The following is a 25,733-nucleotide window of genomic DNA, read 5'->3' on the forward strand; positions in this document are numbered from 1 at the left end:
TTCTCAGGAAGCGCGGGAATACGTCTCGACGTCAAGAGATCGTCTCGCGGACCGCAGCCGCGAGCCTGAGACCTGGGTCACGGCCGCATCTCGGCGTGATTCAGCGCACCGTGCTCGCAGGTGCGAGCAAAACCGCCGCGGATACCACCGTTTTGAGGGGAAAGCGGTCAATACTTGTTCGTCCGTACAAATGATGTACGCCACACCCCCCGTTCGGCGCAAAAACCTACCGCTCGTCGATGCCAGGAATGTCCGACATTGCCGTCCGGACTTTCCTGAGAAACCGTCCTGGTTGGAGGCGTCCCGCCCCGGAAGTTCCATGTCCGTGTTCAGCCCCTGTTACATCGGACACATCCGGAGCGATACGTCACCAAGCCCTTCGCCCGGAGGGCTGCACGCTCCTATCCACCTCGTCGCCCGGCGGAGCGAACCTCCCCGTACACCGCGACGAGCCTGATGCCGGTCTCCCCCGAGCCGGCGTGAAGGGAACGGTTCATGTCACCAACACCCAGCCCCGACTCCGCGGCCATCGCTGAGTCACCCGTCGAGACGCCGAGGGGTACCACCCGTCGTCAGTTCGTCGGATACGTCCTGGCCGGCACCACGCTGGCCGTCACCGCTGATGTCGCCTGGGAGACCGCCGCCCCCAGCACCGCCCACGCAGCCGGTGCATCGCCCATTCCGAGCAACCCGACCCTCTCGGACAACTACGACTTCCTGGACGCGTACCGGGATTCGTGCCTTCCGACGAACCACCACCTGAAGATCGACGTCACGCCTGACGGCAAGGCGCACTTCGCGATTCCGCGCCAGGAAGCCGGCCAGGGCATCACCACCTCGTTCGCGCAGGTCATTGCCGACGAGATGGACATGCCGATCGAGAACGTCGTGTGCACCCTCGAGGACGCCCGTCCCGAGCTGGTCTTCAACATGCTGACCGGTGGTTCGACGTCGCACTTCTCGCTGTGGATGCCCATGAAGACCATGGCCGCCACCGCCCGTACCGCTCTCGCCACCGCCGCGGCCGAGAAGTGGGGCGTTCCGGTGTCCTCGGTCAAGACCCGTGACGGCGCCGTGTTCGGCCCCGACGGTCAGATGGCCACCTACGGCTCCCTCTCCGAGCTCGCCGCGTCGCGCGTCACCAAGCCGCTCGACGTCAAGCTCAAGAGCAAGCCCGGCAAGTACATGGGTCAGAGCATCGGCCGCGTCGACGCTCTCGACATCGTGCAGGGCAAGAAGCAGTTCGCGATGGACCTCAAGGTCCCGAACGCGATGCCGACGATGGTCTGCCGTCCGCCGACACTGAACGGCACCGTGCAGTCGATCGAGAACCTCGAGCAGGTCAAGGCGATGCCGGGTGTCACCGACGTCGGCGCGATCTCCCGCGGTGTGGCCGTCCGTGCGCGCACGTTCGGTCAGTGCATCGACGCCATCCGCGCCCTGAAGGTCACGTGGGGCGCCGGCACCATCGACAACGAGAACAACGAGTCGCTCACCGCCAAGGTGGCCTCGGTCCTCCTTCCGATCGCCCCGGCCCTCCCCTCGGACGAGGTCATCGAAGAGGACTACGTCTACCACTACCGCAGCGGTTCTCCCCTGGAGACGAACTGCGCCGTGGCCGACGTGCGTGGCGACACCGCTGAGGTGTGGGCCGCTCACAACATGCCGATCGTCACCCTCCAGCGCATCGCGCTGATGCTGAACATCCCCGAGGACAACGTGGTCGTGCACTGCACCACCGCGGGTGGCTCCTTCGGTCGGCACCTGTTCTCGGACGCCTCCTACGAGGCCGTCGAGGCCAGCAAGCTGTTCGGCAAGCCGGTCCGGCTCATGTACCACCGCTCGGACGACGCTCGCCACGGCCGCATGCACCCGATGATGGTCAACCGGGTTCGCATGACCAAGAACGGCAACAGCATCACCAGCTTCACCATGAGCAGCGCTTCCAGCGCCTGCGACTGGACCCACGGTCTCGGCGAGATCATCTCCGGTTCGGCGACCGCCCAGGACCCGCGTCTTGGCTTCTCCGGCAACAAGGAGATCGGCAACCTCTCGATAGCCGTGGCCTTCTACCAGCTCGTGACGAGCGTGCCGTACAACTTCGGCAGCACGGCCGTCTACCTGAACGAGATCTTCGCGTACGACACGCTGCCGACCTCCGCGGTCCGCAACGTGTACTCGCCGGACACCGGCTGCGCCCGCGAGATCCACGTCTCGAAGGTGGCTGACGCCTTTGGCATGGACGACTACGAGTTCCGTCGTGCGTTCGCCAAGGACGACGGCTGGCGTGCGGTGCTCGACAAGGCCGCCGAGGCCGGTAACTGGGGCCGCACGATGCCGGAGGGCACTGCCCAGGCCATCGCGCTGCACAGTGAGTACCAGTGCAAGGTCGCCTGCTTCATGGAGATCGACGCTCGGCCGGCCATGGTCAACCGGAAGATCCGGGAGGCCTACACCGGTCCGCGTATCACCAAGGCGATCATGGCCGTTGACGCGGGCCGCGTGATCAACCCGCGCAACTTCCAGGCCAACATGATGGGTGGCTGCATGGACGGCATCGCGCAGGCGCTGACCGCCAGCTGCCACATCGAGGACGGCCTGCCGCTCGAGGCGTCGTGGGACAACTACCGGTACACCCGGCAGTGGAACGTTCCCTACGTCTTCGAGTGCCACCTGATGCCGGACAACCGTGAGATCGGTGGTGGCGCCGGCGAGACCGGTGTGGCCGCCGGCCAGGCGGCTGCCTCCATCGCGTGGGGCCGCGCCAAGGGCACGCTCCCGACCATCAACCCGGTCAACTTCAACGACCCCCTCGGGTTCGTGGTCAAGCCCAAGGTTCCGCCGATCCCGCAGTCGCCCGTCAATGGCCGTCGGTTCGCGCGCTGACCTGACTACGAAGAAAGGAGAGATCCGTGCCTAAGCACTCGTTCGTCCTGAACGGTAAGAAGGTCAGCGTTGACATCGAGAACAACGTCCGCATGCTGTGGGTTTTGCGTGACGTCCTTGGTGTGACCGGCCCGAAGTACGGCTGTGGTATCCGTGTGTGCCAGGCCTGCACCTCCCACCTGAACGGCAAGCACTTCAACCCGTGCTCCGTTCCGGTCTCGGACATCAAGTCCTCCGACCGGATCACCACGATTGAGGGCCTCGCCAAGACGGCCAAGGGCAGCCTGCACCCGGTCCAGGAAGCCTGGATCAAGTACGACGTCGCCCAGTGCGGTTACTGCCAGCCCGGCCAGATCATGGCCGCGACTGCGCTGATCAACCGTGTGAAGAAGTCCGGCCGCAAGATCTCCGAGGCCGACCTCGACACGCTGCGCAACGTCTGCCGCTGCGGCACCTACCCCCGCATCCGCGAGGCTGTGAAGTACGCCGCGAGCAAGATGTAACGAGCTAGTCGCGCACCACTCGGGGGTGCACGCGCGGCCCCCCGTCCGGCTCAGCCGGGCGGGGGGCCGTGACCGTTAACGGCCCGTCAGGTCCCAGAGGGGCTGGCGGTCTCGCTGCCGCTGCCCGACGAACCGCCGTCCTCCTCGTAACCGCAGGCGATCAGCGTCTCGCCGATGTACTGGTCGGCGTCGTCGCGGCCGGCGATGAGGGTGTACATCGTCGTGCGGAAGTTCTGGTCGTCGAGGGACTGGAGCTTGGCGACGAAGCAGCTGCGGACGTCGGGGTCGTCGATCGGGCCGCCCTCGCCCTCCTGGTAGTTCGTCCCGAACCCGGTGGCGAGGACCGAACGCAGGTAGTCGATGCTCCACTCGGACAGACGCCAGCCGGTCGCGTCCTTGGTGAACCGCCACGCGCCCTCGGCGCCGTCGGTGCTGCCGCCCTTGATCGCCACGACGGCGGAGGCGGAGTCGCCGGTGACGACGACGTCGCTCAGCTCGGCGCCGGTCGGGTCGTTGTCGTCGTCGGAGTCGTCGTCCTCCTCCTGACAGCTCTCCTGGCCGCCGAAGACGGCGAGCACGAACCCGGAGGTGGCGAGCTCCTCGCACTTCCGCTTCAGGTCGTCGGTGGTGAGGATCTCGACGGTCAGGGTGGTCAGCGCCTCGACGTCGGCCTCCGACGCCGACGGCGTGGGCTCGGGAGTGGCGCTCGCGGAGGCGGTCGCGGCGGGCGTGCTGACCGCCTCGTTGTCGTCGTCGTCGTTCGCGCAGGCGCTCAGGACGAGGACCGCGCACGACGCGGCCACGACCGCCCGGAAGGCGGCCGTGCGGCGGCGGGGTCGGGCCATGGTGGTGCTCCTTGTTCCGGACCGGTGGACGAAGAACCGGTGCGCTGGTGGGGTGGGTGACGCGGGGCGGTACTCGGCCGTACCGATCGGGTCGTCGAGCACGATTGTGAGGCCACGCCTAGACTGATCGATCAGGAGTGCCGGGAAGTCTGGTCGGCGATCGTGTTCCCGACCCCGGAGTCTCCTTGTCTCTCACCCCGCCCGGGCCGCCGCCCGCGCCCCGCCCCGCTGCGTCCCGCGTCCTGTTCGGCCGCCTGCCGACCCGCGAGGCCCGCTACCTGGCGCACGTCCTGCGCGACGAGACCGTGGGTGGGTTCCTGCTCCTGGCCGGGGCCGTGGTCGCCCTGGTCTGGGCGAATTCGCCCTGGTCCGACGCCTACGCCGAGCTGCTCCACAGCCACGTCGGGCCCAGCTCGATCGGGCTGGACCTGACCGTGGCCCACTGGGCGTCGGACGGCCTGCTCGCGCTGTTCTTCTTCGTGGCCGGCCTGGAGCTCAAGCGCGAACTCGTGGTCGGCGAGCTGCGGACGCCGGCGACGGCCCTGCTGCCGGTGGTCGCCGCCGGGTGCGGGATGGCCGTACCGGCGTTGCTGTACGTGGTGGTCAGCCTCGGGGAGCCCGGGGCGGGCGAGGGCTGGGCGATCCCGACCGCGACGGACATCGCGTTCGCGCTCACGGTGCTCGCGGTGGCCGGGTCGTCGCTCCCGACCGCCCTGCGGGCGTTCCTGCTGACGCTCGCGGTCGTCGACGACCTCGGGGCGATCACGATCATCGCGATCTTCTACACCGAGCAGATCGAGCTCGGATCCCTCGCCGGCGCGATCGCGGCCCTGGCGGCCTACGCCGTCCTGCAGCGCCGTCGGGTCCGGGCCTGGTGGGTCTACGTCCCGCTGGCGCTGGGCGTGTGGTGGCTGGTTCACGACAGCGGCGTACACGCGACGGTGGCCGGCGTGGCCCTCGGGCTGCTCACGCGGGTCCGGCCGGACGAGGGCGAGGCCTCCTCGCCCGCGCAGCGGTTGGAGCACCGGCTGGGGCCGATCTCGGCCGGCCTGGTGCTGCCGATCTTCGCCTTCGCCGCGGCGGGGGTCGCCGTCTCGGGCGGGGACCTGCGGGCGGCGGCCGAGGACCCGGTGGCGGCCGGCGTGGCCGTCGGGCTGGTCGTCGGCAAGTTTCTCGGCGTCCTGGGCGGGACGTGGGCGGCGGCGCGCTGGACGCGGGCCCAGCTCAGCCCCGACCTGGCCTGGAGCGACGTGGCGGCCGTGGCGACGCTGGCGGGCATCGGCTTCACGGTCTCCCTGCTGATCGGCGACCTGGCCTACGGGGAGGACCCGACCCGGTCGGCGGCGGTCAAGGTCGCGGTGCTGGCCGCCTCCCTGGTGGCCGCCGCGATCGCGGTCGTGCAGCTGCGGTTCCGGGAGCGGCACGTCCGGCGGCGGGGCGGGGAGCGTGCCGACGGACAAACCGGGCAGACTGTGTGACCACCGCGCTGCCCGGTAGCGCGACCGTGGCGCCTCGTAGGGCGAACCAGCATTCGGGAGGACCCCATGGCCGAGATCCGCAACGGCTCCGCCGCGGCGCCCACGGGCGACGGGTCGCTGCGGGAGCCGTCGCTCGGCGAGCTCGTCGCGGCGGCGAGCCAGAACGCGTCGATCCTGGTCCGCAGTGAGATCGAGCTGGCCAAGGCCGAGCTCGCGGCCGAGGCGAAGAAGGCGGCCCTCGGCGGCGGCATGTTCGGCGGGGCGGGCCTGTTCGGCTTCTTCGGGTTCATCTTCCTTTCGTTCGGCGCCGTCTACGGCCTGGACCAGACCTCGCTCCCCCTGTGGGCCTGTTACCTGATCGTCGCCGGCGCGTACCTGCTCCTCGCGGGGATCCTGGCCGGGATCGGTCTGAAGTCGCTGAAGAAGATGGGCCCGCCCGAGCGGACGCAGCGGACGATCAAGGACACCGTCGCGACGCTGAAGAGCCGGGGCAAGAAACAGCCCGCGGACGCGTGAGTGCGCAGCGACGGCAGCAGTCCGGCCGACGTCGCCTGGGCCCTGGAGGGCCCGTGGACGCACCGTCAGATCGCTGCGAACGGAGCCCGGTTCCACGTCGTTGACATCGGCGAGGGACCGCTCGTCCTCCTGCTCCACGGTTTCCCCACGTTCTGGTGGACGTGGCGGCACCAGCTCGTCGCGCTCGCGGAGGCCGGCTACCGCGCCGTCGCGATGGACCTGCGCGGCTACGGCGGCAGCGACAAGACACCCCGCGGGTACGACCCGATGACGCTGACCGGCGACGTCGCGGGCGTCGTGCAGTCCCTCGGGGAGGCCGAGGCCACGATCGTGGGCCACGGCTGGGGCGGGCTGCTCGCGTGGACGAGCGCGGTCTTCCAGCCCAAGGTCGTCACGCGCCTCGCAGCCGTCTCGGCCCCGCACCCCCGGCGGATGCGCGCGGCCGTCCTCGACCGGCGGCAACTGACGGCGTCGTCGTACCTGCTCGGCTACCAGCGGCCCTGGATCCCGGAGCGGAAGCTCATCGCCGACGACGCGGCCGCGGTCGGGGAGCTGCTCCACGCCTGGGGCGCCGCGCCCGCCTGGCCCGACGCCGAGACCGAGCGGATCTACCGCCGGGCGATCCGGGTCAAGCCGGTCGCGCACTGCGCGCTGGAGTACCACCGATGGGCGTTCCGCTCCCTGGCCCGGCCGGACGGCCTCCGGTACGCCCGGCGCATGCGGACGCCGATCCCCCGTGCGGTCCTGCACCTGCACGGCGCACGGGATCCGGTGGTCCGCCCCAGCACCGCCGCGGGGTCCGGCCGCTACGTCGCCGCGCCGTACTCCTGGTCGGTCGTCCCCGAGGTCGGGCACTTCCCGCACGAGGAATCTCCCGAGACCGTCACCAGGCTGTTACTGCACTGGCTCGAGAGCTCCTGACGGGACGTTCTCGGGGGGTTGTCGGGGGGCGGAGCCCCCCGACTGTCTAGACGCATTCCTTGGTGGAGACCTTGGCGGTCGTGGCAATGCCCTTGCGGGCGTCCTCGGCGACCTCGGCGGCGGTGAGGGCGTAGCCGGTCTGCGAGTCCTGGACGCTCTTGGCGAAGATCAGGCCGTAGACCTTGCCCTCCGGGGAGAGCAGCGGACCGCCGGAGTTGCCGGGCTCGATGCGGGCGAAGATCGAGAACACGTTCCGCTCGACGACGCCGGCGTTGTAGATGTCCGGGCCGCGGGCGTTGATCTCCTCGCGGATGCGGGCCTTCTCCAGGTGGTACGGGCCGTTGAGCGGGAAGCCGGCCACGACGGCCGAGTCCCGGCGCTTGCCGGAGGTGTCGAAGGACAGCGCCGGGGCGTTCAGGCCGGGGACGTAGATGATCGCGACGTCACGGTCCTCGTCGAAGAGCACGACGCGGCCCTGCAGACGCGTCTCGGTGCCGCCGACGGACACGGTGGGCTCGTCGACGCCGGCGACCACGTGGGCGTTCGTCATGACCCGCTCGCGGGCGTAGACGAAGCCGGTGCCCTCGAGCGCCTTGCGACAGGACTGGGCGGCGCCCTCGACCTTGACGATGCTGCGCTTGACCGCGCGGATCGCGGGGGCGGCGAGCGGGCCGGAGTCCGGCTCCTCGACCGGGATGATCTTCTCGTTGTCGAACGGCCCGAAGACCTGCGTGATGCCGTTCTTGTCGAGCACCCGCGCCAGCGAGGCGTAGAGCCGGTCGGCGCTGTCGGGCATGTAGTCGTCGACGAACGCGAGGACCTCGGACTCGCGCACCTTCTGCGACAGGTCCGACACCGGCGCGCTCGCGAGCGCGGACCCGACGAACCAGGACACGACGAGCAGCGAGACGACGCCGAGCACCGCCCCGGCGCCGGCGTCGATCGCGTGGGCGGGATGCCACGTCACCAGCCCGCGGAGGTACGCACCCGCGGCGGCCCCGATCAACTGACCCACCGTCGCCATCGTCAGCACGATGCCGACGGCGAAGATCGCCTGCCCGAGTTCGTCGTCGAGGACCTGCACGATCTCGGGGGCCAGGAAGACCCCGAGGATGCCGCCGGCGAGGAATCCGACGAACGCCGTCAGACCGATGATGAAGCCCTGCCGGTATCCCGCCGCCGCGAAGGAGACGCAGGCAACGAGGAGAACGACGTCGATCACGCTCACGACATCTCCTCGATCCGGCCCCGGTCCCACGGCCGCTCCCAGCCGGCCAGGTGCAGGACCCGGTCGAGCACGAAGGCGGTGAACCCCCAGACCCGGATGCCGTCGACGTCGAAGGCGGGCGACATCCGCCCCGAGACGTGCCGCACGGTGAGACGGTTGGCCGGGTCGACGAGGTCCGCGATGCGGACCAGGTGGACCGAGGCGACCTCGGCGAGGTCGGCCGGGCGCACCGGACTCGGCTCGCGCCACCAGGCCAGGACGGGCGTCACCGTGAAGCCGCTGACCGGCACCGAGACCTCGGGCAGGGTCGCGAACACCTCGACCCCGGTCGGGTCCAGGCCCGTCTCCTCCACGGCCTCGCGGACCGCGGCCTCCGAGACGTCGGCGTCGGTGGGGTCGACCGCCCCGCCCGGGAAGGCCGGCTGGCCGGCGTGGTTGCGCAGGTCGGGCGCGCGCTGGATCAGCAGGATGCAGATGTCCCCGGGAGTGCCGGGAGTGCCCTGGGACGTGTCCTCCCAGAACAGCAGGAGCACGGCCGAGGCCCGGGCGCCGGACATCGGCTGCGCCGGCACGAGGGGACCGAAGTCAGCAGGTTGGATCGTCCCGGCGAGGTCGACGAGGGGAGCCAACCACTGCGGCAGCTCGACCCTGTTCACCCACGTCCCCTCGGACCCCGCTCCCTCAGGAGACCTGGAGGTGCTCCGCGACCGCGTCCCGGACGGCGCGTGCGCTCGTGAACGCACCATAGTGGACCGCGGCAATTCTCCCCGCGGAGTTGACGAAGAGGGTGACCGGCGGGCCGGGAATCCGCAGCGGACCGCGGACCGATCCTTTACGGTCGGCCAGCGACGGCCACGGCACCCCGTGGTACGAGAGCCACTCCCGGGACGGGGTGTCCGCGTCCTGGACCGCGACCCCGAGGAAGCGGACCCGCTCCCCCAGCTCGGCGTGCGCCTCGGTGAGGTACGGCAGCTCGGCGAGGCACGGCTTGCACCAGCTCGCCCACACGTTGATCACCATCGGCCCTCGCAGCGTCCGCAGTCCGACCGGGTCGCCACCGCCGAGGCAGTCGAGCGTCAGGTTCGGCAGCGCGGTCGTGTTCCCCGACGGTCGCGGCGAGGGCTGAGCAGCACCTGGGAGGGGGCTGTCGAGGCCCTGGCAGGTCAGGACGGGGGCATCGGCCCCCCGGGCGCCACCGGGGCCGCTCGCGGCCGTTCCGCCGTCGCCGCCGCACGCGGCGAGCAGCAGCGGCGCCGACAGGGCCGCCGCGAGCGCGCGCCTCATCGGGGGCCCGAGGTCCGGACGAGCTTGGCCGCCTTCTCCGGGTCGGTCTCGCCCTCGCCGTAGGCGGGGCACAGGGCCGCGGCCGGGCAGGCCCCGCAGGCCGGCTTCTTGGCGTGGCAGATCCGGCGGCCGTGCCAGATCATCCGCTGGGAGAAGTCGGTCCAGTCCTTCTTCGGAATCAGCGCCCCCACGGCGTGCTCGACCTTGACCGGGTCGTCCTCGGTCGTGAACCCGAAGCGGCGCGAGAGCCGGCCGAAATGGGTGTCGACCGTGATGCCGGGGACCCCGAACGCGTTGCCGAGGACGACGTTGGCGGTCTTGCGGCCGACGCCGGGCAGGGTCACCAGGTCCTCGAGCCGGTTGGGCACCTCGCCGCCGAAGCGGTCGCACAGGGCCTGGGCCATGCCCATGACCGAATTCGTCTTCGCGCGGAAGAACCCGGTCGAGGCGACGATCGACTCCAGCTCCGCGCGGTCGGCGGCGGCGTAGTCCGCGGCGGTCCGGTACTTGGCGAACAGCACCGGCGTCACGAGGTTGACCCGGACGTCGGTGGTTTGAGCGGACAGGATCGTGGCCACGAGAAGTTCGAGCGGAGTGGTGAAGTCGAGCTCGCAGTGCGCGTCCGGGTAGGTCTCGGCGAGCACGCGCGAGATCCGCCGGGCACGGCGGGTGAGGGCGAGGGGCGACTCGCCGGCGAACTTTCGCGGCACCTCGTCAGAGTAGTTCGGGATACTGACACCGGATCACGGAGCCGCCCACCTGCGAGAACAACCCCGTTGGGCACTACGCTGCGGGAGGAAGAGGAGGCGTGCCGTGGACGACATGATTCGTAAGGCGCCGCTGTTCTCGGCCCTCGACGACGAGGCCGCCGGGGCACTGCGTCGTTCGATGGCGGAGATCAACCTCGGTCGCGGCCAGGTGCTGTTCCGCGAAGGGGACGCCGGCGACAAGCTGTACGTGGTTGCCGACGGCAAGGTGAAGCTGGGCCGCACGTCGAGCGACGGCCGCGAGAACCTGCTGGCGATCCTCGGGCCGGGTGAGATGTTCGGCGAGCTGTCGCTGTTCGACCCGGGTCCCCGGACGGCCACCGCCACCGCGGTCACCGACACGCAGATCTTCGCGCTCGGGCACACCGAGCTCACCACCTGGGTCTCGGGCCGTCCTGAGGTCGCGCTGTCGCTGCTCAAGCAGATCTCGTCGCGGCTCCGCCGCACGAACGAGGTCATCGGCGACCTGGTCTTCTCCGACGTCCCCGGCCGCGTCGCCAAGGCCCTGCTCGACCTGTCGAGCCGCTTCGGCGTCCAGTCCGACGACGGCGTCCACGTCGGCCACGACCTCACCCAGGAGGAACTGGCCCAGCTCGTCGGCGCCTCCCGCGAGACCGTGAACAAGGCCCTCGCCGACTTCGCCGGCCGCGGCTGGATCCGCCTCGAGGCCCGCGCCGTCGTCCTCCTCGACCTCGAGCGCCTTTCCCGCCGCGCCCGCTAGATCCTCCGCGGCCGCACCGTCGTCGACAAGGGGTGACACCCCTTATCGACTCACGAGCGGTCCCGTCCGCAGGCGGTCCGGCGACCGGCTGGTCAGGTGTACGGGTTCGGGGGGACGGCGTCGGGGTCGGGGACCGGGACGCCGAGGTGGATCAACTGGGCCTTGACCGACCACTCGGCGGCGGGCCAGAGGCTCCGGTCGACGTCGGCGTACACGCGCTCGACGACCTGACGCGGGGTCACGTCCCCGGCGTCGACGGCGGCACGGACCTGCTCGAGCCGTTGCCGACGGTGCGTCAGGTAGTAGTCGATCGCGGCGGCGGCGTCGGGGAGAACGGGGCCGTGGCCGGGGTAGACGGTGTCGACGGCATCCCCGGCGAGGGCGGCGAAGCGCTCCAGCGAGGCGAAGTAGTCACGTAGGACGCCGTCGGGCGGGATGACGACCGTCGGGCCGCGGCCGAGGACCATGTCACCGGTGAGGAGGGCCCGCTCGGCCGGGAGCAGGAACGTCATGCAGTCCGAGGTGTGCCCGGGGGTGTGGAGCACCCGGATCTCCAGCCCGTCGACGGTGATCTCGTCACCCTCGGCGAGTGAGGTGACGCCGTCGCCGAGGCGGACGTCGGGATCGGCGGCGCGGACCGGGGCTTCGGCCATCCGGGCGAACCTGGCCGCGCCCTCGACGTGGTCGTGGTGACGGTGCGTCGCGAGGACGACAGCAACCGAGCGCCCACCCGCGGTCGCGGCCTCGAGCACCGCGGCGAGGTGCTCCTCGTCGGCCGGCCCGGGGTCGACGACGACGCTGCGGCTCGACCCCGGTTCGGCGAGCACCCAGGTGTTGGTGCCCTCGAGCGTCATCGGGCCCGGGTTCGGCGCGAGTACGCAGCGGGCCCGGGGCGAGAGCACGCCGCCGGTCCAGGGAGTCGCGAACGGGTCGGTCACGGGGTCAGTCCAACGGGGAGACGTAGTCGGCGTCGCCGGGCAGGGCCATGAACAGCTCGTCGCCCCGCATCGTGACATGGGGCAGCAACGGCGCGATCTCGCGGTCGGCGGCCGCGGCCATCGCTTCGGCGACGGTGGCGTAGCGGCCGATCTCGGCGAGGCTGATCAGCGTCGGCGGCATGATCGACATGTCGCCGTCCTGCCAGCGTTGGATCGCGACGGCCGGGCGGACCCACTCGACCTGGTCGGCCTCCTCGTGAAACTCGCGCGTCACCTGCCCGGCCGGCAGCGCGGCGACGAAGAAGCGGGTGTCGAACCGGCGCGGCTCGAACACCGGCGTCACCCAGTGCGCCCACGGCACGACAAGGTCCGCCCGCACGACCAGCCCCCGGCGGGCGAGGAAGTTCGAGAACGAGAGTTCGCGGTTGATCAGCGCGACCCGGTCGGTCTCCCAGTCCGGGCCCGACGTGTCGGCGACGACGGTCTCGGCGTCCGGGCCGGCGAGCAGGACGCCGGACTCCTCGAAGGTCTCACGGATGGCGGCACAGACCAGCGCACGCGCGAGCGGCTCCGGCGCGGCGAACAGCTTGCCCCAGTAGCTCGGGTCGGGACCGATCCACTCGACGTCGATGGAGGTGTCCCGCTCGTCCACCGAGCCGCCGGGGAACACGTAGTGCCCGGACGCGAACGCCATCGTCGCCTGTCGGCGCAGCACGTAGACCTCGGGGCCGGCGGCGGTGTCCCGCAGGAGGACGACGGTCGCGGCGTCGCGGGCGGGGACCATCTCGGTCCGGCCCTCCCACAGGTCCTCGACCTGGGTGACCCGCTTCGTCGGCAGCTTCCGGGTCCCGAGGAGAGCGCGGAACTCGGGCGGCACGACGGTCATCCCGAGATGTTACGTGGGGACGATCAAGCCGCCGGGCCGTGGCCGGTGATCGGGCAGACGCCCTGCTCGGCGGCGAGGCGTCGGGCCTCGGTCTGCCGGGCGACGGGGCAACCCGCGCCCCGGGGCACGAAGGCCGGGGTCTGCTCGGTCGTGTCGTAGTACCGGTGGAAGACGCCGGTCGCGGAGCCCGACATCGGCGGCACGAGCCAGGACCAGTCACCGGGCACCGGGCGGCCGGCCTTCTCCTCGCGCTCGAGGTGCATCAGGAAGCGCTCGGACTCGGTGTGGTGATCGGTGATCGTCACGTCGGCCATCGTGAAGCTGTGCAGCACCGCGACGTTGAGCTCGAGCAGCGCGCGGTCCTTCCACAGCGTCCGCTCGGTCGAGGTGTCGAGGCCGAGACGGCGGGCGATGCCCGGCAGCAGGTCGTACCGGAAGGCGTCGCCGAAGTTCCGTGACCCGATCTCGGTGCCGAGGTACCAGCCGTTGAACGGCGCGGCGGTGTAGGTGATCCCGCCGATGCGCAGATCCATGTTCGAGATCGCGGGGACGGCGTGCCAGCGCAGCCCGAGCTCGGCGAACCACGCGTGTTGCGGGTGTTCGATCGGCACCTCGAGGATCGCGTCGCGCGGGATCTCGAAGACGTGCGGCGGGCCGGTCGGACCGTCGATCACCAGCGGCAGGATGTCGAACGCGCTGCCCTCACCGAGCCAGCCGAACCGCTCGACGGCGCGGGTGAACTCGACCTGGGCCGGATCGCCGATGACCGAGCCGTCGACGGCGCGGTAGCCGGCGTACCGGATCATCTGGTCGTTGCGGATCCGGACGCCGCGCCGGCCCGGGGCGGGCGGGGCGAAGATCGTGATCGTCGGTCGGATCTTGCCGCCGCCCGTTGCACTGCGCAGGTGCTCCACGCACTCGGAGAAGACCTCGTAGGGATCGGTCACGTCGCGCCGGTCCCGGACGACGAGGCTCTTCCAGTAGAGGCGGCCGATGCAGCGACTGCTGTTGCGCCAGGCCACGCGCGCCCCGAACGCGAGCTCGTCCTCGGTGTGCGCGTAGGTGCCGTAGCGGTTCAGTTCGTCCGCGACCTCGACCATCCGCCGGTGCAGCGAGCCCGGGGCGTCCGGGTTCTCCGCGTAGTACCGCCGGAAGAAGTCGTGCGCCTCGTGGACGTCGACGCCCGCGAAGTCGTCCTCGACGCTGCGCGCGCCGGCCGGCGTCTCCTGCTCGGGGATCACCGGGTTGCGGAACATCCGGGAGATCCGCGGCATCCCGCGACGGTCCTGATCCGCAGTCAGCGACATAGGGCGAAACCTGGCCAATCGGGCATGCAGCAACGCCGTCGCCGGCGCCCTGGGTGTCTTCAGTGCCCAGGTATGACGCCACCCGCCGGGGGGTGGTTCCGCCCCTCGGAAGGGTCACCCGACGCATCCACCGTTCGGCGGAGAGCTACCGGGAAGAGCCGGACATCACCCGATTTCGGCCACGATCTCGATCTCGACCGGGGCATTCAGGGGCAGCGAGGGCACGCCGACGGCAGCCCGGGCGTGAGCCCCGGCGTCGCCGAAGACCTGGCCGAACAGCTCGCTGGCCCCGTTGACCACCTTCGGGTGCTCCGTGAACTCCGGGACGCAGGCGACGAACCCCGTCACCTTGACGATGCGGCTGATCCGGTCGATCCCGCCGGCCTCGGCGGCGGCCGCGGCAATGGCGTTGAGCGCCGCCCGCTGGGCGAGCCCGTGGGCCTGCTCGACGCTGACGTCCGCGCCGACCTTGCCGGTCATCAGCAGCTTGCCATCCGCGATCGGGAGCTGGCCGGAGACGTAGACGAGGTTGCCCGTCCGCACGGCCGGGACGTACGCGGCCAGCGGCTTCGCGACCTCGGGGAGGTGGAGCCCGAGCTCGCGCAGCTTCTCCAGGCGGGCGCTCACGATTTCGGCCGCTTGAAGTACGCGACGAGCTGCTCGGCGTTCGGGCCCGGGACGACCTGGACCAGCTCCCAGCCCTCGGCCCCGAAGTTGTCGAGAATCTGCTTCGTCGCGTGGATGAGCAGCGGCGCGGTCATGTACTCCCAGGTCTGCATGGCAGCAGCCTAGAGCTGGGGTGTGATGGGGCCGACCTGCCAGGTGGCGGTGCGGGCCCACGGGCGTTGTCTACGCTTTTGGGGTGCCCAAGGCGTCCGCTGCACCCTCGCCGTGGGCGGGAGTGGAACTCCATGTCGTGACCGGCAAGGGCGGCACGGGGAAGACCACCGTCGCCGCCGCGCTCGCCATGGCCCTGGCCGCCGAGGGCGGCCGGACCCTGCTGGTCGAGGTCGAGGGCCGCGGCGGGATCGCCCAGCTCTTCGACACCCCGCCCCTGCCGTACGCGGAGACCCGGATCGCGGTCGCGCCGAACGGCGGCGAGGTCTACGCGCTGCCGATCGATCCCGAAGAGGCGCTTCTTGAGTACCTCGAGATGTTCTACAAGCTCGGCCGCGCCGGGCGGGGCCTGCGGCGGCTGGGCTTCGTCGACTTCGTGACGACGATCGCGCCGGGCCTGCGGGACGTCCTGCTCACCGGCAAGGCCTATGAGGCGGTCGGCCCGCGGCGCGGCGGGCGCCAGGAGTACGACGCCGTCGTCATGGACGCGCCCCCGACGGGCCGGATCGGCAAGTTCCTCAACATCAACACCGAGGTCGCCGGGCTGGCCAAGGGCGGGCCGGTGCACAACCAGGCCGAGTCGATCATGCGGCTGCTGCGCTCGCCGCGGACCGCCGTCCACTTCGTGACGGTGCTGGAGGAGATGCCGGTCCAGGAGACCCTCGACGGCATCACCGAGATCAAGGCCATCGGCCTGCCGGTCGGGTCGGTGCTGGTGAACATGGTCCGCTCGCCCGCGCTGCCGCCGGCCGCGCTGGAGGCCGCCCGCGCCGGCACGCTCGACCGCGCCTCGATCGGAGCCGCGCTGCGCAAGGTCGGCGTGGCCGCCGAGGACCCGCTGCTGGACGCGCTGCTGGCCGAGGCCGCGGAGCACGCGGAGCGCGTCGCGCTCGAGACCACCGAGCGCGCCGACCTCGTCGCCACCGGGCACCCCGTGCTCGAACTGCCCTCGCTCGTCGAGGGCATCGACCTGTCCGCCCTGTACGACCTGGCAGCGCTCCTGCGCGCGCAGGGCGTGCGCCGGGCGGACGAGCCCACGGCCGGGAGGACCGCATGACCGCGCCGGTGCTCGACATCGACGCCCTGCTCGACGACCGCGACGTCCGCATCCTCGTCTGCTGCGGATCCGGCGGCGTCGGCAAAACGACGACGGCCGCGTCGCTCGCGGTCCGGGCGGCCGAGCGCGGCCGCGACGTCGTCGTCCTGACGATCGACCCGGCCCGGCGCCTCGCGCAGTCCATGGGTCTGACCGAGCTCGACAACACCCCGCGCGTGGTGGAAGGGATCGACACCTCGGCGGGCGGATCGCTCGAAGCGATGATGCTCGACATGAAGCGGACGTTCGACGAGATCGTCCTCGACCACTCGGATGCCGAGCGCGCCCAGCAGATCCTCGACAACCCCTTCTACCAGTCGCTCTCCTCGTCGATGGCCGGGACGCAGGAGTACATGGCGATGGAGAAGCTCGGGCAGCTGCGGCGCAACCCCGCCTGGGATCTGATCGTCGTCGACACCCCGCCGAGCCGGTCGGCGCTGGACTTCCTCGACGCCCCGAAGCGGCTGGGCAGCTTCCTCGACGGCCGGGTGATCCGGATCCTCGCCGCGCCCGCCAAGGCCGGCGGCCGCGGGATGTTCAAGGTCGTCACGGCCGGATTCAACATCGTCACGAACGTCATCACCAAGGTGCTCGGCGCGCAGCTGCTCAAGGACGTCTCGGCGTTCATCACCGCGCTCGACACGATGTTCGGCGGGTTCCGCGAGCGCGCGGACGCGACCTACAAGCTGCTGAAGAACCCCGAGACGCGGTTCCTCGTCGTCGCGGCCCCGGAGCCGGACGCGCTCCGCGAGGCGTCGTACTTCGTCGAGCGCCTGTCGGAGGAGCGCATGCCGCTCGCCGGTCTCGTCCTGAACCGCGTCCACCGTTCCGCGGCCGGGTCGCTGACCGCGTCCCGTTGTCTTGCGGCGGCGGAGGACCTGAACGGCGGCGACGGGGCCGACGGCGCCGACGACCCCGGCCGGATCGCCGCCGGGCTGCTGCGCCTGCACGCCGATCGGATGAATGTGATCGCCCGGGAGCAGCGGCTGACGGCCCGGTTCACCGGGGCCCACCCGGGCGTCGCGGTCGGCACGGTTCAGGCGCTGCCCGGCGACGTGCACGACCTCGATGCGTTGCGGTCGATCGGGAGCGATTTGTCCGCCGCCGGGTAACTGGTGCCTTTATCGCTCGGTTAAACGCCGAAAGCGCACATCTGCCGGCTTTTCTCGGCGGGAATTGCCGGGCAGATGTGCGCTTTCGGATAAATCTCTGGCGACCCCGAAGAGTCGCCGGGCCTGCGTCAGATCGCCTCGGGCAGCTTGACCGGGTGACCGGAGAGCGCCTCGTCGCGGGCGGCCTCCAGGAGACCACGCCACGAGGTCACGTTCGGCCGGCGGCGCAGCAGCGCCCGACGCTCACGCTCCGTCATACCCCCCCAGACGCCGAACTCGACACGGTTGTCGAGAGCGTCGGCCAGGCACTCGGTCCGAACCGGGCAGCCCATGCACACGGCCTTGGCGCGATTCTGCGCCGCACCCTGCACAAACAGCTCGTCCGGAGCGGACTGCTTGCACCGGGCCCGCTGGGCCCACTCGTTGTCCCACATGTTCCGCACGTCCTTCCCCCTGGCGATCACGACCGGACGGGCCCCAGTCGCGTTGGGCCGAACGTGACCGTCTCAGATTACGGTCCGTATCCAACAGACCCCGTTCGGACCAACGTCGCATAGTCCGGAAGGGCCAGTGGGCACGAGTCGTTCGTGCAGCCTTGGACGCGGGTCACCCACCCCTGGTTCCCGCGGATTTACGCGGAGGAAAGGTCCGACTCGGGCGATATGTCCGATTCGCCCCGCGCGAATGTCATTGCTTTCTCAAGCGCGGTAGACGGAGCCATGGGGGAGCCGTGACGGATTCGCGTAGTCGGCCCGAGTAGTCACAGCTAACGGTTACATGAAGTAGCTGGATCCGGATCTTCTTCGCCGTACGCTTACGCGCATGAAGTTTCCGTGGGGGCGGCGCAAGAACAAGGCCGACACGCCGGTCGTCATCACACCGGCTCTCGGCACCTGGGGTGCGCCGAAGGAAGAAGCCAAGTCGGCGTACATCGCCGGCTTCCTCGGGGCATGCGTGCTCGCCGGCGCGATGGTCGCCGGCATGCTGCTGCCGCTGGTCGGGACCGGCGCCGTCGCGGCGAAGAAACTCGCCGAGGACTTCCAGGAGCTGCCGTCCGACATCGAGACGCGGCCGCCGGCGCAGGCGTCGGTCGTCCTCGCCGCGGACGGCACGCGCATCGCGACGTTCTACGACGAGAACCGCGTGGCCGTCCCGCTGGCGAAGGTCGCGCCGATCATGATCAAGGCGATCCTCGCGATCGAGGACTCGCGCTTCTACGAGCACGGTGGCGTCGACCCCAAGGGCACGCTGCGCGCGCTCGTGAACAACCAGGGCGGCGAGGGTGGCCGGCAGGGTGGTTCGACGCTGACGCAGCAGTACGTCAAGAACCTGCTGATCCAGCTCTCCGACGGCGACCCGGACAAGATCGCCGCGGCGCGCGCCCCCACGATCAAGCGCAAGGTCCAGGAGCTGAAGTACGCCCTGGAGATCGAGAAGCGCATGACCAAGGACCAGATCCTGGAGAACTACCTCAACATCTCCTACTTCGGATCGGGTGCCTACGGCATCGAGGCGGCCGCGCGTCGCTACTTCTCCAAGAGCTCGAACAACCTGACGCTCACCGAGGCCGCCATGCTGGCCGGCGCGGTGCAGAGCCCGGGTCGCTACGACGCGACCCAGTACCCCGAGGCTGCGCAGACCCGTCGGGACGTCGTCCTGACACGTATGCGCGACGTCGGCTACATCACCACCGACCAGATGTCCAAGGCGAAGGCCGAGGACCTCGGGCTGCGCGTGTCGCCGACCTTCAACGGCTGCACCCGTTCCCCGGTGCCGTTCTTCTGCGACTACATCACCAAGGTCATCCTCAACGACCCGATCTTCGGCGAGACGGAGCGCGACCGTTCGGACGTCCTGTCCCGTGGTGGTCTGACGATCCGTACGACGCTCAACATGCAGGCGCAGAAGGCCGCCGACGAGTCGATGAAGTTCCACACGAACCCGACCGACAAGGTCGCGGCGTCGCTGGCGACGGTCGAGCCGGGCACCGGCAAGATCCTCGCGATGACCAACAGCCGGGAGTACGGCACCGGCAAGGGCAAGACGGTCATCAACTACGCCACCGACTACAAGTACGGCGGCTCGCGCGGGTTCCAGAACGGGTCGACGCACAAGGTGTTCACGTCCGCGGCCGCGATCGCCGAGGGCTACGGCACCGAGTACAAGATCGACTCTCCGTTCCGCAAGGGCGGCTTCCCGCACCAGATGCGGTGCGACGGCAAGCGCGTCCCGGCCGACGGCTGGAGCCCGAAGAACTTCACCGACGAGGACACGAACGGCATCTTCGGCAAGATCACCCAGCGCGAGGCGCTGCGCCGCTCGGTCAACACGTACTACGCGTCGCTCGAGGTGCGGGTCGGCCTCTGCGACGTCGTGAAGATGGCGGAGGCGGCGGGCATCCACCGCGCCGACGGCCAGCCGCAGTTCGAGTTCCTGCCCTACACGCTGGGCATCAACGAGATCTCGCCGCTGACGCTCGCGAACTCGTACGCGACGTTCGCGGCCCGCGGCAAGCGCTGCGACCCGATCGCGATCGAGTCCATCGCCGGCCGTGACGGCAAGGCGCTGCCGGTCCCGTCGGCGAACTGCCAGCAGACGATCAAGCCCGAGGTCGCCGACGTCGTCGCCGACCTGCTCCGCTCCGTCATGGAGAAGGGCGGCTACGGCTTCCGGATGCGTCTGTCGGACAACAACCCGTGTCTGCTGAAGAACCCGGTGGAGTGCATCGCGGGCGACCCGAACTCCGACCGCGCCGCGGGCGGCAAGACCGGGACGACCAACAACCAGATCGCCGTCTGGTACGCGGGCATGACGATGCAGATGTCGACGGCCGTGTGGGTCGGCAACCCCGACGACTACGGCTTCACGATGGACGACATCAGCATCGGTGGGTTCTACCGCTCCGCCGTCTCCGGCAGCCGCGTCCCCGGCCCGATCTGGCGGGACATGATGATCCCGGCCCACAAGGGTCTGCCGAAGCTCAACTTCCACCCGCCGTCCAACAAGTGGCTGCGCGGGACCAAGGGCGCCGGCGAGGTCGGCCCGGGTCGCATGACCTACAAGGCGGGCGAGCTGAACACCCCGAAGGCCGGCGACCCGATCCCGGCCGCGAAGCCGAACAACAACCAGAACCAGAACCAGAACAACAACCGGAACAACAACCAGAACAACAACCGCCAGAACAACCAGCAGAGCGACCAGCCGGCGAACCCGAACCGGCAGCAGAACTGACCTGGCTGAGCTGGTTCGCCCGGCGAGACTGAGCACCGCACGAAGGCGTCACCCGGCCCGGGTGGCGCCTTCGTCGTTGCGTGCCGCACCATGGAAGGCGTGTTCCCCTCCGGCGCTCTCGCCGCCGCCTCGCGCCATCCGATCGCCGCCGTGGTCGCCGGAACGGCCGCGCTGGGCACCGCGTGCCTGGCCTACGGCGCCGGCTACGAGGTGCGGGCCTTCACGCTGCGGCGGGTGGCGGTGCCCGTGCTCCCGGCCGGGCAGCGCCCGCTGCGGGTCCTGCAGGTCTCCGACCTCCACCTGACCCCGGACCAGGCCCGCAAGAAGGCGTGGGTGCGCTCGCTGGCCGCGCTGGAGCCGGACCTGGTGATCGACACCGGCGACAACCTGGCGCACCCGGACTCGGTGCCGCACGTGCTCGATGCGCTCGGGCCGCTGCTCGAGCGGCCGGGGCTGTTCGTGTTCGGCTCGAACGACTACTACTCGCCGCGGCTGAAGAATCCGGCCCGGTACCTGTGGGAGCGCCGGTCGAAGCCGATGCCGCGTCGGATCGACCTGCCGCACACCGAGCTCCGCGACGCGCTGGGTGGTGCCGGGTGGGAGTACCTGGGCAACGCCCGGACCCGGCTGAAGCTGGACGGACGGGTGCTCGACGTCGTCGGCGTCGACGACCCGCACGTGAACCGGGACCGGTACAACGTCGTCGCGGGTCCCGCGGACCCGGCGGTGGACCTCTCGGTCGGCATCGTCCACGCCCCGTACCGGCGGGTGCTGGACGCGATGACCGCCGACGGGCACCAGCTCCTGATCGCCGGCCACACCCACGGCGGCCAGCTCCGGGTCCCCGGCTTCGGGGCTCTGGTGACCAACTGCGACCTCGACCGCTCCCGCGCCCGGGGGCTGTCCCGGTACCCGTCGTGGCGCGACCCCTCCGCCCCCTGGCTCCACGTCTCCGCCGGGCTCGGGACCTCCCCGTTCTTCCCGATCCGGTTCTGCTGCCGCCCCGAGGCCACCCTGCTCACCCTGGTCGCCCGCGACGCCTGAGCGGTCCCCCGCTCCCCCAGTGAGCGACAGAGTTGCAACGGGTGGGGCGCCGCAGCGGCCGCCCGATGCCCCTCCCGTTTCAACCCTGTCACGGGGTGGGGGAATCCCGGTTCGGAGCACCGGTCCGGGCCAGATACACTCGCCTGGCACGAATTCGGGGTGTAGCGCAGCTTGGTAGCGCGCTTCGTTCGGGACGAAGAGGTCGTGGGTTCAAATCCCGCCACCCCGACAGCGAGAAATCCCAGGTCAGGGCCCCTTTTCGGAGGGGCCCTGAGTCGTTTCCGGGGTCGCCGGAAGCGCGGTAGGAAGCGAAAAGGAAGCGAACGTCGCGCGGATCCGGTTCTCTCGGTCCGCCATGGAGTGGGTGTAGCGGTCCAGCGTCGTCGACATCTGCTCGTGCCCGAGCATGCCGGCGACGTCGTTGATCGGCACGCCGGAGGACACCAGCCAGGTGGCGTAGGAGTGTCTCAGCTCGTGAAAGCGCAGCCCGCGGGCGTTCGAGCGGGCGATGGCGATGACCGCCTGGTGACGGGTTCGCCGGATCACGGACTGCTCGTCACCCGAGGGCTCGGACCAGGTGCCCAGCCAGGTGCCGTCGGCGAGCTGGGCCAGGCCGCCGAGCAGCCCGGCCCGCACCAGGGCCGGGCGCCAGACGCGGGTCCGGAACAGGGTGCGGCGAACCGGGCCGCCCGCGCTGTTGGTGAACACCTCTCCGGCCGGGCCCGCCGGGTAGCGGCTCCGGTGCTCGATCAGCGCGTCGACCGCGAAGGGTGGGAGGGGAACCTCCCGCCGCCCGGCGCGGGACTTCGGGTAGGCCTTGGCGGTGACGGTACCGGCGACCTCGACGGCGGTCCGGATCACCCGGACCCTCCCGTGGTCGAGGTCAACGGCGTCCCAGCGCAGCCCGACCACTTCGCCCCACCGCAGGCCGGTCCCGCCCGCGACCGCGACGAGAGCGCGGTAGCGGTTGGGCATTTGCGGGAGCAGAACGCGAACGAGGACGTCGGGGGCGATGACGACCTCGTCGTTGTCGGTGCGGCGCCGTCGCGGAAGGCGGAGGTCGTCGCACGGATTCAGTCCGATGACGCGGTCGCGGACGGCCAGGCGGATGACCGCGCACGCGATCCGCGAGCACTCGCGCACCGTCGCCGGGGAGAGCCGGGTGTTCAACTCGCTGATCCACGTCTGCATCGAGGAGTGGTCGATCTTGTTCAGCGGAGTGGACCCCCACCGGGGGAGCACGTGCGTCCGCATGATCGACGCATCCCGCGCCTTCGTCGTGATCTCGTCGCTGCGGGACGCCATCCACCGCTCCGCGTACACGGAGAACCGCTGGCGGCCGGCGCTCGGGGAGACGTACGTGCCGCGATTCAACGCGGCCTGGGTTTCTGCCAGGAAGGCGGTGGCCTCGCGCCGGGTCTCGAACGTCTTGCTGGTCTGGGTGCCGCCCGCCGTGCGCCAGTGGGCCTTGTACTTCCCACCCGGCGTCCGCTTGATGAAGGCCATCAGCGCAGACCCGGGTCGTTGACCTCCCCGACCGAGTCGAGCCACGCGTGGAAGGCGCGACGCGGGATGAGCCATCGCCCGCCCATCCGGATCGCAGGGATGGACCCGCCCCGGACCAACGCGTAGGTGATCCCGAGCGAGAGCGACAGCATCGTCGCCGCTTCCTTCACGGTGTACACCGCGCACGCTGGGCCCGCGGCCTGGCGGGGCACATGGGCGAGATTGGTGACAGTCTGGTTAGCCACGAGAGCCTCCAAGATCCGGTAGCAGGACTACTCGGATCTCACCCGCCGGTGCTGCACGGCGGCAGTTGCCGACCCCCTGCCGACCCCCTGGCTAACCCGCAGTGGGCGGGCGGCGTCTGGGCCTCGCATGCCGCGTTAGGAGCCCTTGCATGCCAATCGAGCGCAGGTCGACCTCTGGGTTATGAGCCGCATTCTTGCTCCTGATCGCGCACACAGGGGAGCATGAGATTTCCATGTTGTTGCAGGTCACAGGCCTATCCAGGGTCCATCGGCGTCCGCCAACCTCCGCGTGAGTCTGCTGACGTTTGCTTACCATCTGCTGACCGGGGATCAGCGGAGGTGTCGGCATGCCGTGGGTGATGAGGCGCGAACGCGCCGGTGGTGCCCGCTTCACCGCCGTCTACCGGGATCCCACCGGCCGCATCCGGTCAGCCGGAACCTTCACCTCCGAGCGGGAGGCCCGCCACGCTGCCCGCCGAGCGGAGAGCAGCGTCGAGTCCGGCGCGTGGTTCAACCGCACGGCCGGCAAGGTCACCTTCAGGGCCTACGTCGAGGAGACCTGGTGGCCCAGCCGCCATCTCGAGATCAGCACCAAGGCCGGGTACCGCGCCAACCTCAATCGGCACTTCCTGCCCTACTTCGGGGACCTACCGATGGCCAAGATCCTGCCCTCGACGGTGCAGGGCTGGGTCACCCTGGCCGTCGCCCACGGTCTGTCAGCGCGCAGCGTCGTGAAGTACCACGTGATGCTGCACAGCATCTTCAAGCGCGCGGTCCGCGACCGGGTGATCGCGTTCAACCCCTGCGCCGACACGGAGCTTCCGAAGGTCGTCGCGCGGAAGACCCGGATGCTCGCACCTGACGAGTTTGACCGCCTGCTGAACGCCATCCCCACCCGGTGGCAACCGCTCGTCCTCACCGCATCGAGACCGGCATGCGCTGGGGCGAGCTGGTTGCCTTGCGGCCCCGGCATATCGACTTCCTGCGCCGCACCATCACGGTCGAGGAGACCATCGTCGAGGTCTCCAAGAAGCTCTCCCCCACGGGCGAGCGGATGATCGTCAAGCCTTACCCCAAGGACGACGAGCCGCGGACCATCCGGGTCGACCAGGACCTCCTCGACGTCCTCGCGGCGCGAGCCCAGAAGCTCGGGCTCAGCCGCGACGATCTGCTCTTCCCCTCGACCGAGGTAGCTGGCGGCAACCCCGTCTCACGCAACACCTTCCGCACCCGGGTGTGGCTTCCGGCCCTGGAGACGGCGCAGCTCGGCCATCACGTGCGCATTCATGACTTGCGCCATGCGCACGCTTCTTGGTTGCTCGCCGGCGGCGCGGATCTGAAGACCGTGATGGAGCGGATGGGGCACAGCCAGATCCAGACGACGCAGAAGTACCTGCACACCCTCCCCGACGCCGACGACCGTGCACTGGCGGCTTTCCGGCGCACCCGCGGTCGCGGGCCGGGCACGTCGTGAGTCCTGACAAGCGGCCGCGGCCGAAGACGCCGAAGCGGCGCGCTCCGACCGCCATCACCCGGCGCACCGGTGACGAGCCGTACCAGGTCGTTTATCTGCGCCGGCACGCCGACGACGACCCGGAGATGTCCACACCGGGCCGCGACTTCCTGCGCGGGTGCCCAGACAAGGTGCGGGTCACCATGTCCGCCGTCCTCACTCAGGTCGCCGCCTCACCACCACACCGGTTCTCCGGCGGCGGCTATTGGGAAGCCATGCACGGCGTCATGACCGGTTACCACGAGATTCGAGTCGGCGGCCCCGGGCGCCGCCACTATCGGTTGTTCTGCCTGCTGGACAACGAAGCCCGCGGCCTCGGGCCGCTTCTGGTCGTGATCGCGGGAGCCGACAAGCCCTTCCGGACCACCTTCGGCGAGGACGTGTACGCCGACGTCAGGCGCTTGGCGGAGGAGTACAAGGCGCGGCAGCCCCGGTCGCTGGCGTGAGCCGCGAGGTTCAGCCGGCCTTGACTCGCTCCTGCAACGGCTCCGCGACCTCACGCCGCTCCGCCGCCGACATCGGCGATAACGTGACGCGGTAACCGAGAGCGCTGGCGATCTCCGTCACCAGGCTCAGTTGCGGGTTGACGGACTTCGCCGTCATCAGGCGACGGATCGACTCGGGCGTCCGGCCAATCGCACGCGCCAGGTCGGCCTTGCTCATGCCGAGCTGCTCGCGTACCTCTTCGAGCTGGTTGATGATCCGGTCGATCGTCGCGATGCGTTCGGACTCCAGCAGGTACTGCCGACGGAACCCAGGATCCGCCAGGTCGCCTTCCAGGTCGTCCCAGAAGCCGGTCGGCGCATCAGTACGAGCTGCCTTGCCCATGGGGCAACCGTACCACCCATGTTACGTGTCTGCTGATGTGA

General features: G+C 70.3%; 27 protein-coding genes and 1 tRNA gene. 14 read left to right on the top strand and 14 right to left on the bottom strand.

Annotated features, from left to right (window positions below; genetic code table 11):
• Positions 1–495 precede the first annotated feature (495 nt).
• Together SPOPO_RS0106400 and SPOPO_RS0106405 are read left to right on the top strand one after the other, a co-directional pair.
• Positions 496–2,886, top strand: a complete 2,391-nt coding sequence (locus SPOPO_RS0106400; RefSeq protein ID WP_019873962.1) for a molybdopterin cofactor-binding domain-containing protein — start codon at positions 496–498, stop codon at positions 2,884–2,886.
• Between the two features lie 26 nt (positions 2,887–2,912).
• A complete protein-coding gene (locus SPOPO_RS0106405; protein ID WP_019873963.1) occupies positions 2,913–3,389 on the top strand; it encodes a (2Fe-2S)-binding protein in 477 nt (158 codons plus the stop codon).
• Between the two features lie 86 nt (positions 3,390–3,475).
• Here the strand turns inward: SPOPO_RS0106405 and SPOPO_RS0106410 are convergent, their stop codons facing one another.
• Complete coding sequence (locus SPOPO_RS0106410) at positions 3,476–4,234, bottom strand: hypothetical protein (RefSeq protein WP_019873964.1); 759 nt, start codon at positions 4,232–4,234, stop codon at positions 3,476–3,478.
• A gap of 185 nt (positions 4,235–4,419) precedes the next feature.
• Here SPOPO_RS0106410 and nhaA point away from each other — a divergent pair, with 185 nt between their 5' ends.
• The 3 genes from nhaA (at position 4,420) to SPOPO_RS0106425 (ending at position 7,149) form a co-directional block, all read left to right on the top strand.
• On the top strand, positions 4,420–5,712 hold the full coding sequence (gene nhaA / locus SPOPO_RS0106415; protein ID WP_019873965.1) for a Na+/H+ antiporter NhaA: 1,293 nt from the start codon (positions 4,420–4,422) through the stop codon (positions 5,710–5,712).
• 66 nt (positions 5,713–5,778) lie between these two features.
• Entirely contained in the window at positions 5,779–6,228 is a 450-nt protein-coding gene (locus SPOPO_RS0106420) for a phage holin family protein (protein WP_019873966.1), read from the top strand.
• Entirely contained in the window at positions 6,229–7,149 is a 921-nt protein-coding gene (locus SPOPO_RS0106425; protein WP_019873967.1) for an alpha/beta fold hydrolase, read from the top strand. It begins immediately after the preceding gene.
• Positions 7,150–7,195: 46 nt separating this feature from the next.
• On the opposite strand, the gene SPOPO_RS0106430 is transcribed toward SPOPO_RS0106425, so the two are convergent.
• Genes SPOPO_RS0106430 through nth form a run of 4 tightly spaced genes read right to left on the bottom strand, consistent with a single transcriptional unit; the run spans position 7,196 to position 10,371 of the window.
• Positions 7,196–8,377 (bottom strand): MarP family serine protease, encoded by a 1,182-nt coding sequence (locus tag SPOPO_RS0106430; RefSeq protein ID WP_019873968.1) that lies wholly within the window; start codon positions 8,375–8,377, stop codon positions 7,196–7,198.
• Positions 8,374–9,033 carry an NUDIX hydrolase gene (locus SPOPO_RS0106435; RefSeq protein WP_019873969.1) on the bottom strand — a complete coding sequence of 220 codons (660 nt, stop codon included), beginning with the start codon at positions 9,031–9,033 and terminating at the stop codon, positions 8,374–8,376. Before SPOPO_RS0106435 ends, SPOPO_RS0106430 begins: the two co-directional genes overlap by 4 nt.
• Positions 9,034–9,058: 25 nt before the next feature.
• Positions 9,059–9,661 (bottom strand): TlpA family protein disulfide reductase, encoded by a 603-nt coding sequence (locus SPOPO_RS0106440; protein WP_019873970.1) that lies wholly within the window; start codon positions 9,659–9,661, stop codon positions 9,059–9,061.
• Positions 9,658–10,371, bottom strand: coding sequence for an endonuclease III (gene nth / locus SPOPO_RS0106450; protein ID WP_019873971.1), 714 nt, complete (start codon positions 10,369–10,371; stop codon positions 9,658–9,660). Before nth ends, SPOPO_RS0106440 begins: the two co-directional genes overlap by 4 nt.
• A 103-nt stretch (positions 10,372–10,474) precedes the next feature.
• Between nth and SPOPO_RS0106455 the strand changes: the two genes are divergently transcribed.
• Positions 10,475–11,149, top strand: coding sequence for a cyclic nucleotide-binding domain-containing protein (locus SPOPO_RS0106455; RefSeq protein WP_019873972.1), 675 nt, complete (start codon positions 10,475–10,477; stop codon positions 11,147–11,149).
• A gap of 92 nt (positions 11,150–11,241) precedes the next feature.
• Here SPOPO_RS0106455 and SPOPO_RS0106460 read toward each other — a convergent pair whose 3' ends face one another.
• The 5 genes from SPOPO_RS0106460 to sp36 all read right to left on the bottom strand — a co-directional run bounded on the left by SPOPO_RS0106460 (position 11,242) and on the right by sp36 (position 15,059).
• Positions 11,242–12,087 carry an MBL fold metallo-hydrolase gene (locus SPOPO_RS0106460; protein ID WP_019873973.1) on the bottom strand — a complete coding sequence of 282 codons (846 nt, stop codon included), beginning with the start codon at positions 12,085–12,087 and terminating at the stop codon, positions 11,242–11,244.
• A gap of 4 nt (positions 12,088–12,091) precedes the next feature.
• A complete protein-coding gene (locus tag SPOPO_RS0106465; protein ID WP_019873974.1) occupies positions 12,092–12,973 on the bottom strand; it encodes an NUDIX hydrolase in 882 nt (293 codons plus the stop codon).
• A 23-nt stretch (positions 12,974–12,996) separates the two neighbouring features.
• The gene (locus tag SPOPO_RS0106470) at positions 12,997–14,247 is read right to left on the bottom strand and encodes a nitric oxide synthase oxygenase (RefSeq protein ID WP_019873975.1); all 1,251 of its coding nucleotides are present in this window, start codon (positions 14,245–14,247) and stop codon (positions 12,997–12,999) included.
• A gap of 198 nt (positions 14,248–14,445) precedes the next feature.
• On the bottom strand, positions 14,446–14,907 hold the full coding sequence (locus SPOPO_RS0106475) for a RidA family protein (protein WP_019873976.1): 462 nt from the start codon (positions 14,905–14,907) through the stop codon (positions 14,446–14,448).
• Positions 14,904–15,059: a Sp36 family protein gene (gene sp36 / locus SPOPO_RS34745; RefSeq protein WP_019873977.1), complete on the bottom strand. Its 156-nt coding sequence runs from the start codon at positions 15,057–15,059 to the stop codon at positions 14,904–14,906. Before sp36 ends, SPOPO_RS0106475 begins: the two co-directional genes overlap by 4 nt.
• Positions 15,060–15,142: 83 nt before the next feature.
• On the opposite strand from sp36, the gene bagA reads away from it, so the two are divergent.
• Positions 15,143–16,174: an ATPase BagA gene (bagA, locus tag SPOPO_RS28075; RefSeq protein ID WP_156869621.1), complete on the top strand. Its 1,032-nt coding sequence runs from the start codon at positions 15,143–15,145 to the stop codon at positions 16,172–16,174.
• A complete protein-coding gene (gene bagB / locus SPOPO_RS0106490; protein WP_019873979.1) occupies positions 16,171–17,325 on the top strand; it encodes an ATPase BagB in 1,155 nt (384 codons plus the stop codon). Before bagA ends, bagB begins: the two co-directional genes overlap by 4 nt.
• Positions 17,326–17,453: 128 nt before the next feature.
• On the opposite strand, the gene SPOPO_RS0106495 is transcribed toward bagB, so the two are convergent.
• Positions 17,454–17,759 (bottom strand): WhiB family transcriptional regulator, encoded by a 306-nt coding sequence (locus SPOPO_RS0106495; RefSeq protein ID WP_019873980.1) that lies wholly within the window; start codon positions 17,757–17,759, stop codon positions 17,454–17,456.
• A 388-nt stretch (positions 17,760–18,147) separates the two neighbouring features.
• Here SPOPO_RS0106495 and SPOPO_RS28080 point away from each other — a divergent pair, with 388 nt between their 5' ends.
• The 3 genes from SPOPO_RS28080 to SPOPO_RS0106510 all read left to right on the top strand — a co-directional run bounded on the left by SPOPO_RS28080 (position 18,148) and on the right by SPOPO_RS0106510 (position 21,829).
• A complete protein-coding gene (locus tag SPOPO_RS28080) occupies positions 18,148–20,556 on the top strand; it encodes a transglycosylase domain-containing protein (RefSeq protein ID WP_019873981.1) in 2,409 nt (802 codons plus the stop codon).
• Between the two features lie 90 nt (positions 20,557–20,646).
• Complete coding sequence (locus SPOPO_RS0106505; RefSeq protein ID WP_051098288.1) at positions 20,647–21,600, top strand: metallophosphoesterase; 954 nt, start codon at positions 20,647–20,649, stop codon at positions 21,598–21,600.
• 155 nt (positions 21,601–21,755) lie between these two features.
• Positions 21,756–21,829 (top strand) — tRNA-Pro (locus tag SPOPO_RS0106510).
• Between the two features lie 17 nt (positions 21,830–21,846).
• Here the strand turns inward: SPOPO_RS0106510 and SPOPO_RS0106515 are convergent.
• Positions 21,847–23,106 carry a tyrosine-type recombinase/integrase gene (locus tag SPOPO_RS0106515; protein ID WP_019873983.1) on the bottom strand — a complete coding sequence of 420 codons (1,260 nt, stop codon included), beginning with the start codon at positions 23,104–23,106 and terminating at the stop codon, positions 21,847–21,849.
• Complete coding sequence (locus SPOPO_RS35055; RefSeq protein WP_211210859.1) at positions 23,106–23,351, bottom strand: helix-turn-helix domain-containing protein; 246 nt, start codon at positions 23,349–23,351, stop codon at positions 23,106–23,108. The genes SPOPO_RS0106515 and SPOPO_RS35055 overlap by 1 nt, the downstream gene beginning before the upstream one ends.
• Before the next feature lie 347 nt (positions 23,352–23,698).
• On the opposite strand from SPOPO_RS35055, the gene SPOPO_RS35535 reads away from it, so the two are divergent.
• Genes SPOPO_RS35535 through SPOPO_RS0106530 form a run of 3 tightly spaced genes read left to right on the top strand, consistent with a single transcriptional unit; the run spans position 23,699 to position 25,310 of the window.
• Positions 23,699–24,409: a tyrosine-type recombinase/integrase gene (locus tag SPOPO_RS35535; protein WP_084670910.1), complete on the top strand. Its 711-nt coding sequence runs from the start codon at positions 23,699–23,701 to the stop codon at positions 24,407–24,409.
• Positions 24,310–24,825, top strand: a complete 516-nt coding sequence (locus SPOPO_RS35540) for a tyrosine-type recombinase/integrase (RefSeq protein WP_245541769.1) — start codon at positions 24,310–24,312, stop codon at positions 24,823–24,825. The genes SPOPO_RS35535 and SPOPO_RS35540 overlap by 100 nt, the downstream gene beginning before the upstream one ends.
• The gene (locus SPOPO_RS0106530) at positions 24,822–25,310 is read left to right on the top strand and encodes a hypothetical protein (RefSeq protein WP_019873987.1); all 489 of its coding nucleotides are present in this window, start codon (positions 24,822–24,824) and stop codon (positions 25,308–25,310) included. The genes SPOPO_RS35540 and SPOPO_RS0106530 overlap by 4 nt, the downstream gene beginning before the upstream one ends.
• A gap of 10 nt (positions 25,311–25,320) precedes the next feature.
• Here the strand turns inward: SPOPO_RS0106530 and SPOPO_RS0106535 are convergent, their stop codons facing one another.
• On the bottom strand, positions 25,321–25,692 hold the full coding sequence (locus tag SPOPO_RS0106535) for a helix-turn-helix domain-containing protein (RefSeq protein ID WP_019873988.1): 372 nt from the start codon (positions 25,690–25,692) through the stop codon (positions 25,321–25,323).
• Positions 25,693–25,733: the final 41 nt, after the last annotated feature.

This window comes from Sporichthya polymorpha DSM 43042 (assembly GCF_000384115.1).
GTDB lineage: Bacteria > Actinomycetota > Actinomycetes > Sporichthyales > Sporichthyaceae > Sporichthya > Sporichthya polymorpha.

Coding starts and splice junctions, on each gene's coding strand:
- SPOPO_RS0106440 (WP_019873970.1), bottom strand. CDS start 9,661: ATGAGGCGCGCGCTCGCGGCGGCCCTGTCGGCGCCGCTGCTGCTCGCC.
- bagB (WP_019873979.1), top strand. CDS start 16,171: ATGACCGCGCCGGTGCTCGACATCGACGCCCTGCTCGACGACCGCGAC.
- SPOPO_RS28080 (WP_019873981.1), top strand. CDS start 18,148: ATGAAGTTTCCGTGGGGGCGGCGCAAGAACAAGGCCGACACGCCGGTC.
- SPOPO_RS0106535 (WP_019873988.1), bottom strand. CDS start 25,692: ATGGGCAAGGCAGCTCGTACTGATGCGCCGACCGGCTTCTGGGACGAC.
- SPOPO_RS0106495 (WP_019873980.1), bottom strand. CDS start 17,759: ATGTGGGACAACGAGTGGGCCCAGCGGGCCCGGTGCAAGCAGTCCGCT.
- SPOPO_RS0106470 (WP_019873975.1), bottom strand. CDS start 14,247: ATGCCGCGGATCTCCCGGATGTTCCGCAACCCGGTGATCCCCGAGCAG.
- SPOPO_RS0106505 (WP_051098288.1), top strand. CDS start 20,647: ATGGAAGGCGTGTTCCCCTCCGGCGCTCTCGCCGCCGCCTCGCGCCAT.
- SPOPO_RS0106410 (WP_019873964.1), bottom strand. CDS start 4,234: ATGGCCCGACCCCGCCGCCGCACGGCCGCCTTCCGGGCGGTCGTGGCC.
- SPOPO_RS0106515 (WP_019873983.1), bottom strand. CDS start 23,106: ATGGCCTTCATCAAGCGGACGCCGGGTGGGAAGTACAAGGCCCACTGG.
- SPOPO_RS0106400 (WP_019873962.1), top strand. CDS start 496: ATGTCACCAACACCCAGCCCCGACTCCGCGGCCATCGCTGAGTCACCC.
- SPOPO_RS0106465 (WP_019873974.1), bottom strand. CDS start 12,973: ATGACCGTCGTGCCGCCCGAGTTCCGCGCTCTCCTCGGGACCCGGAAG.
- sp36 (WP_019873977.1), bottom strand. CDS start 15,059: ATGCAGACCTGGGAGTACATGACCGCGCCGCTGCTCATCCACGCGACG.
- SPOPO_RS0106420 (WP_019873966.1), top strand. CDS start 5,779: ATGGCCGAGATCCGCAACGGCTCCGCCGCGGCGCCCACGGGCGACGGG.
- SPOPO_RS35535 (WP_084670910.1), top strand. CDS start 23,699: ATGCCGTGGGTGATGAGGCGCGAACGCGCCGGTGGTGCCCGCTTCACC.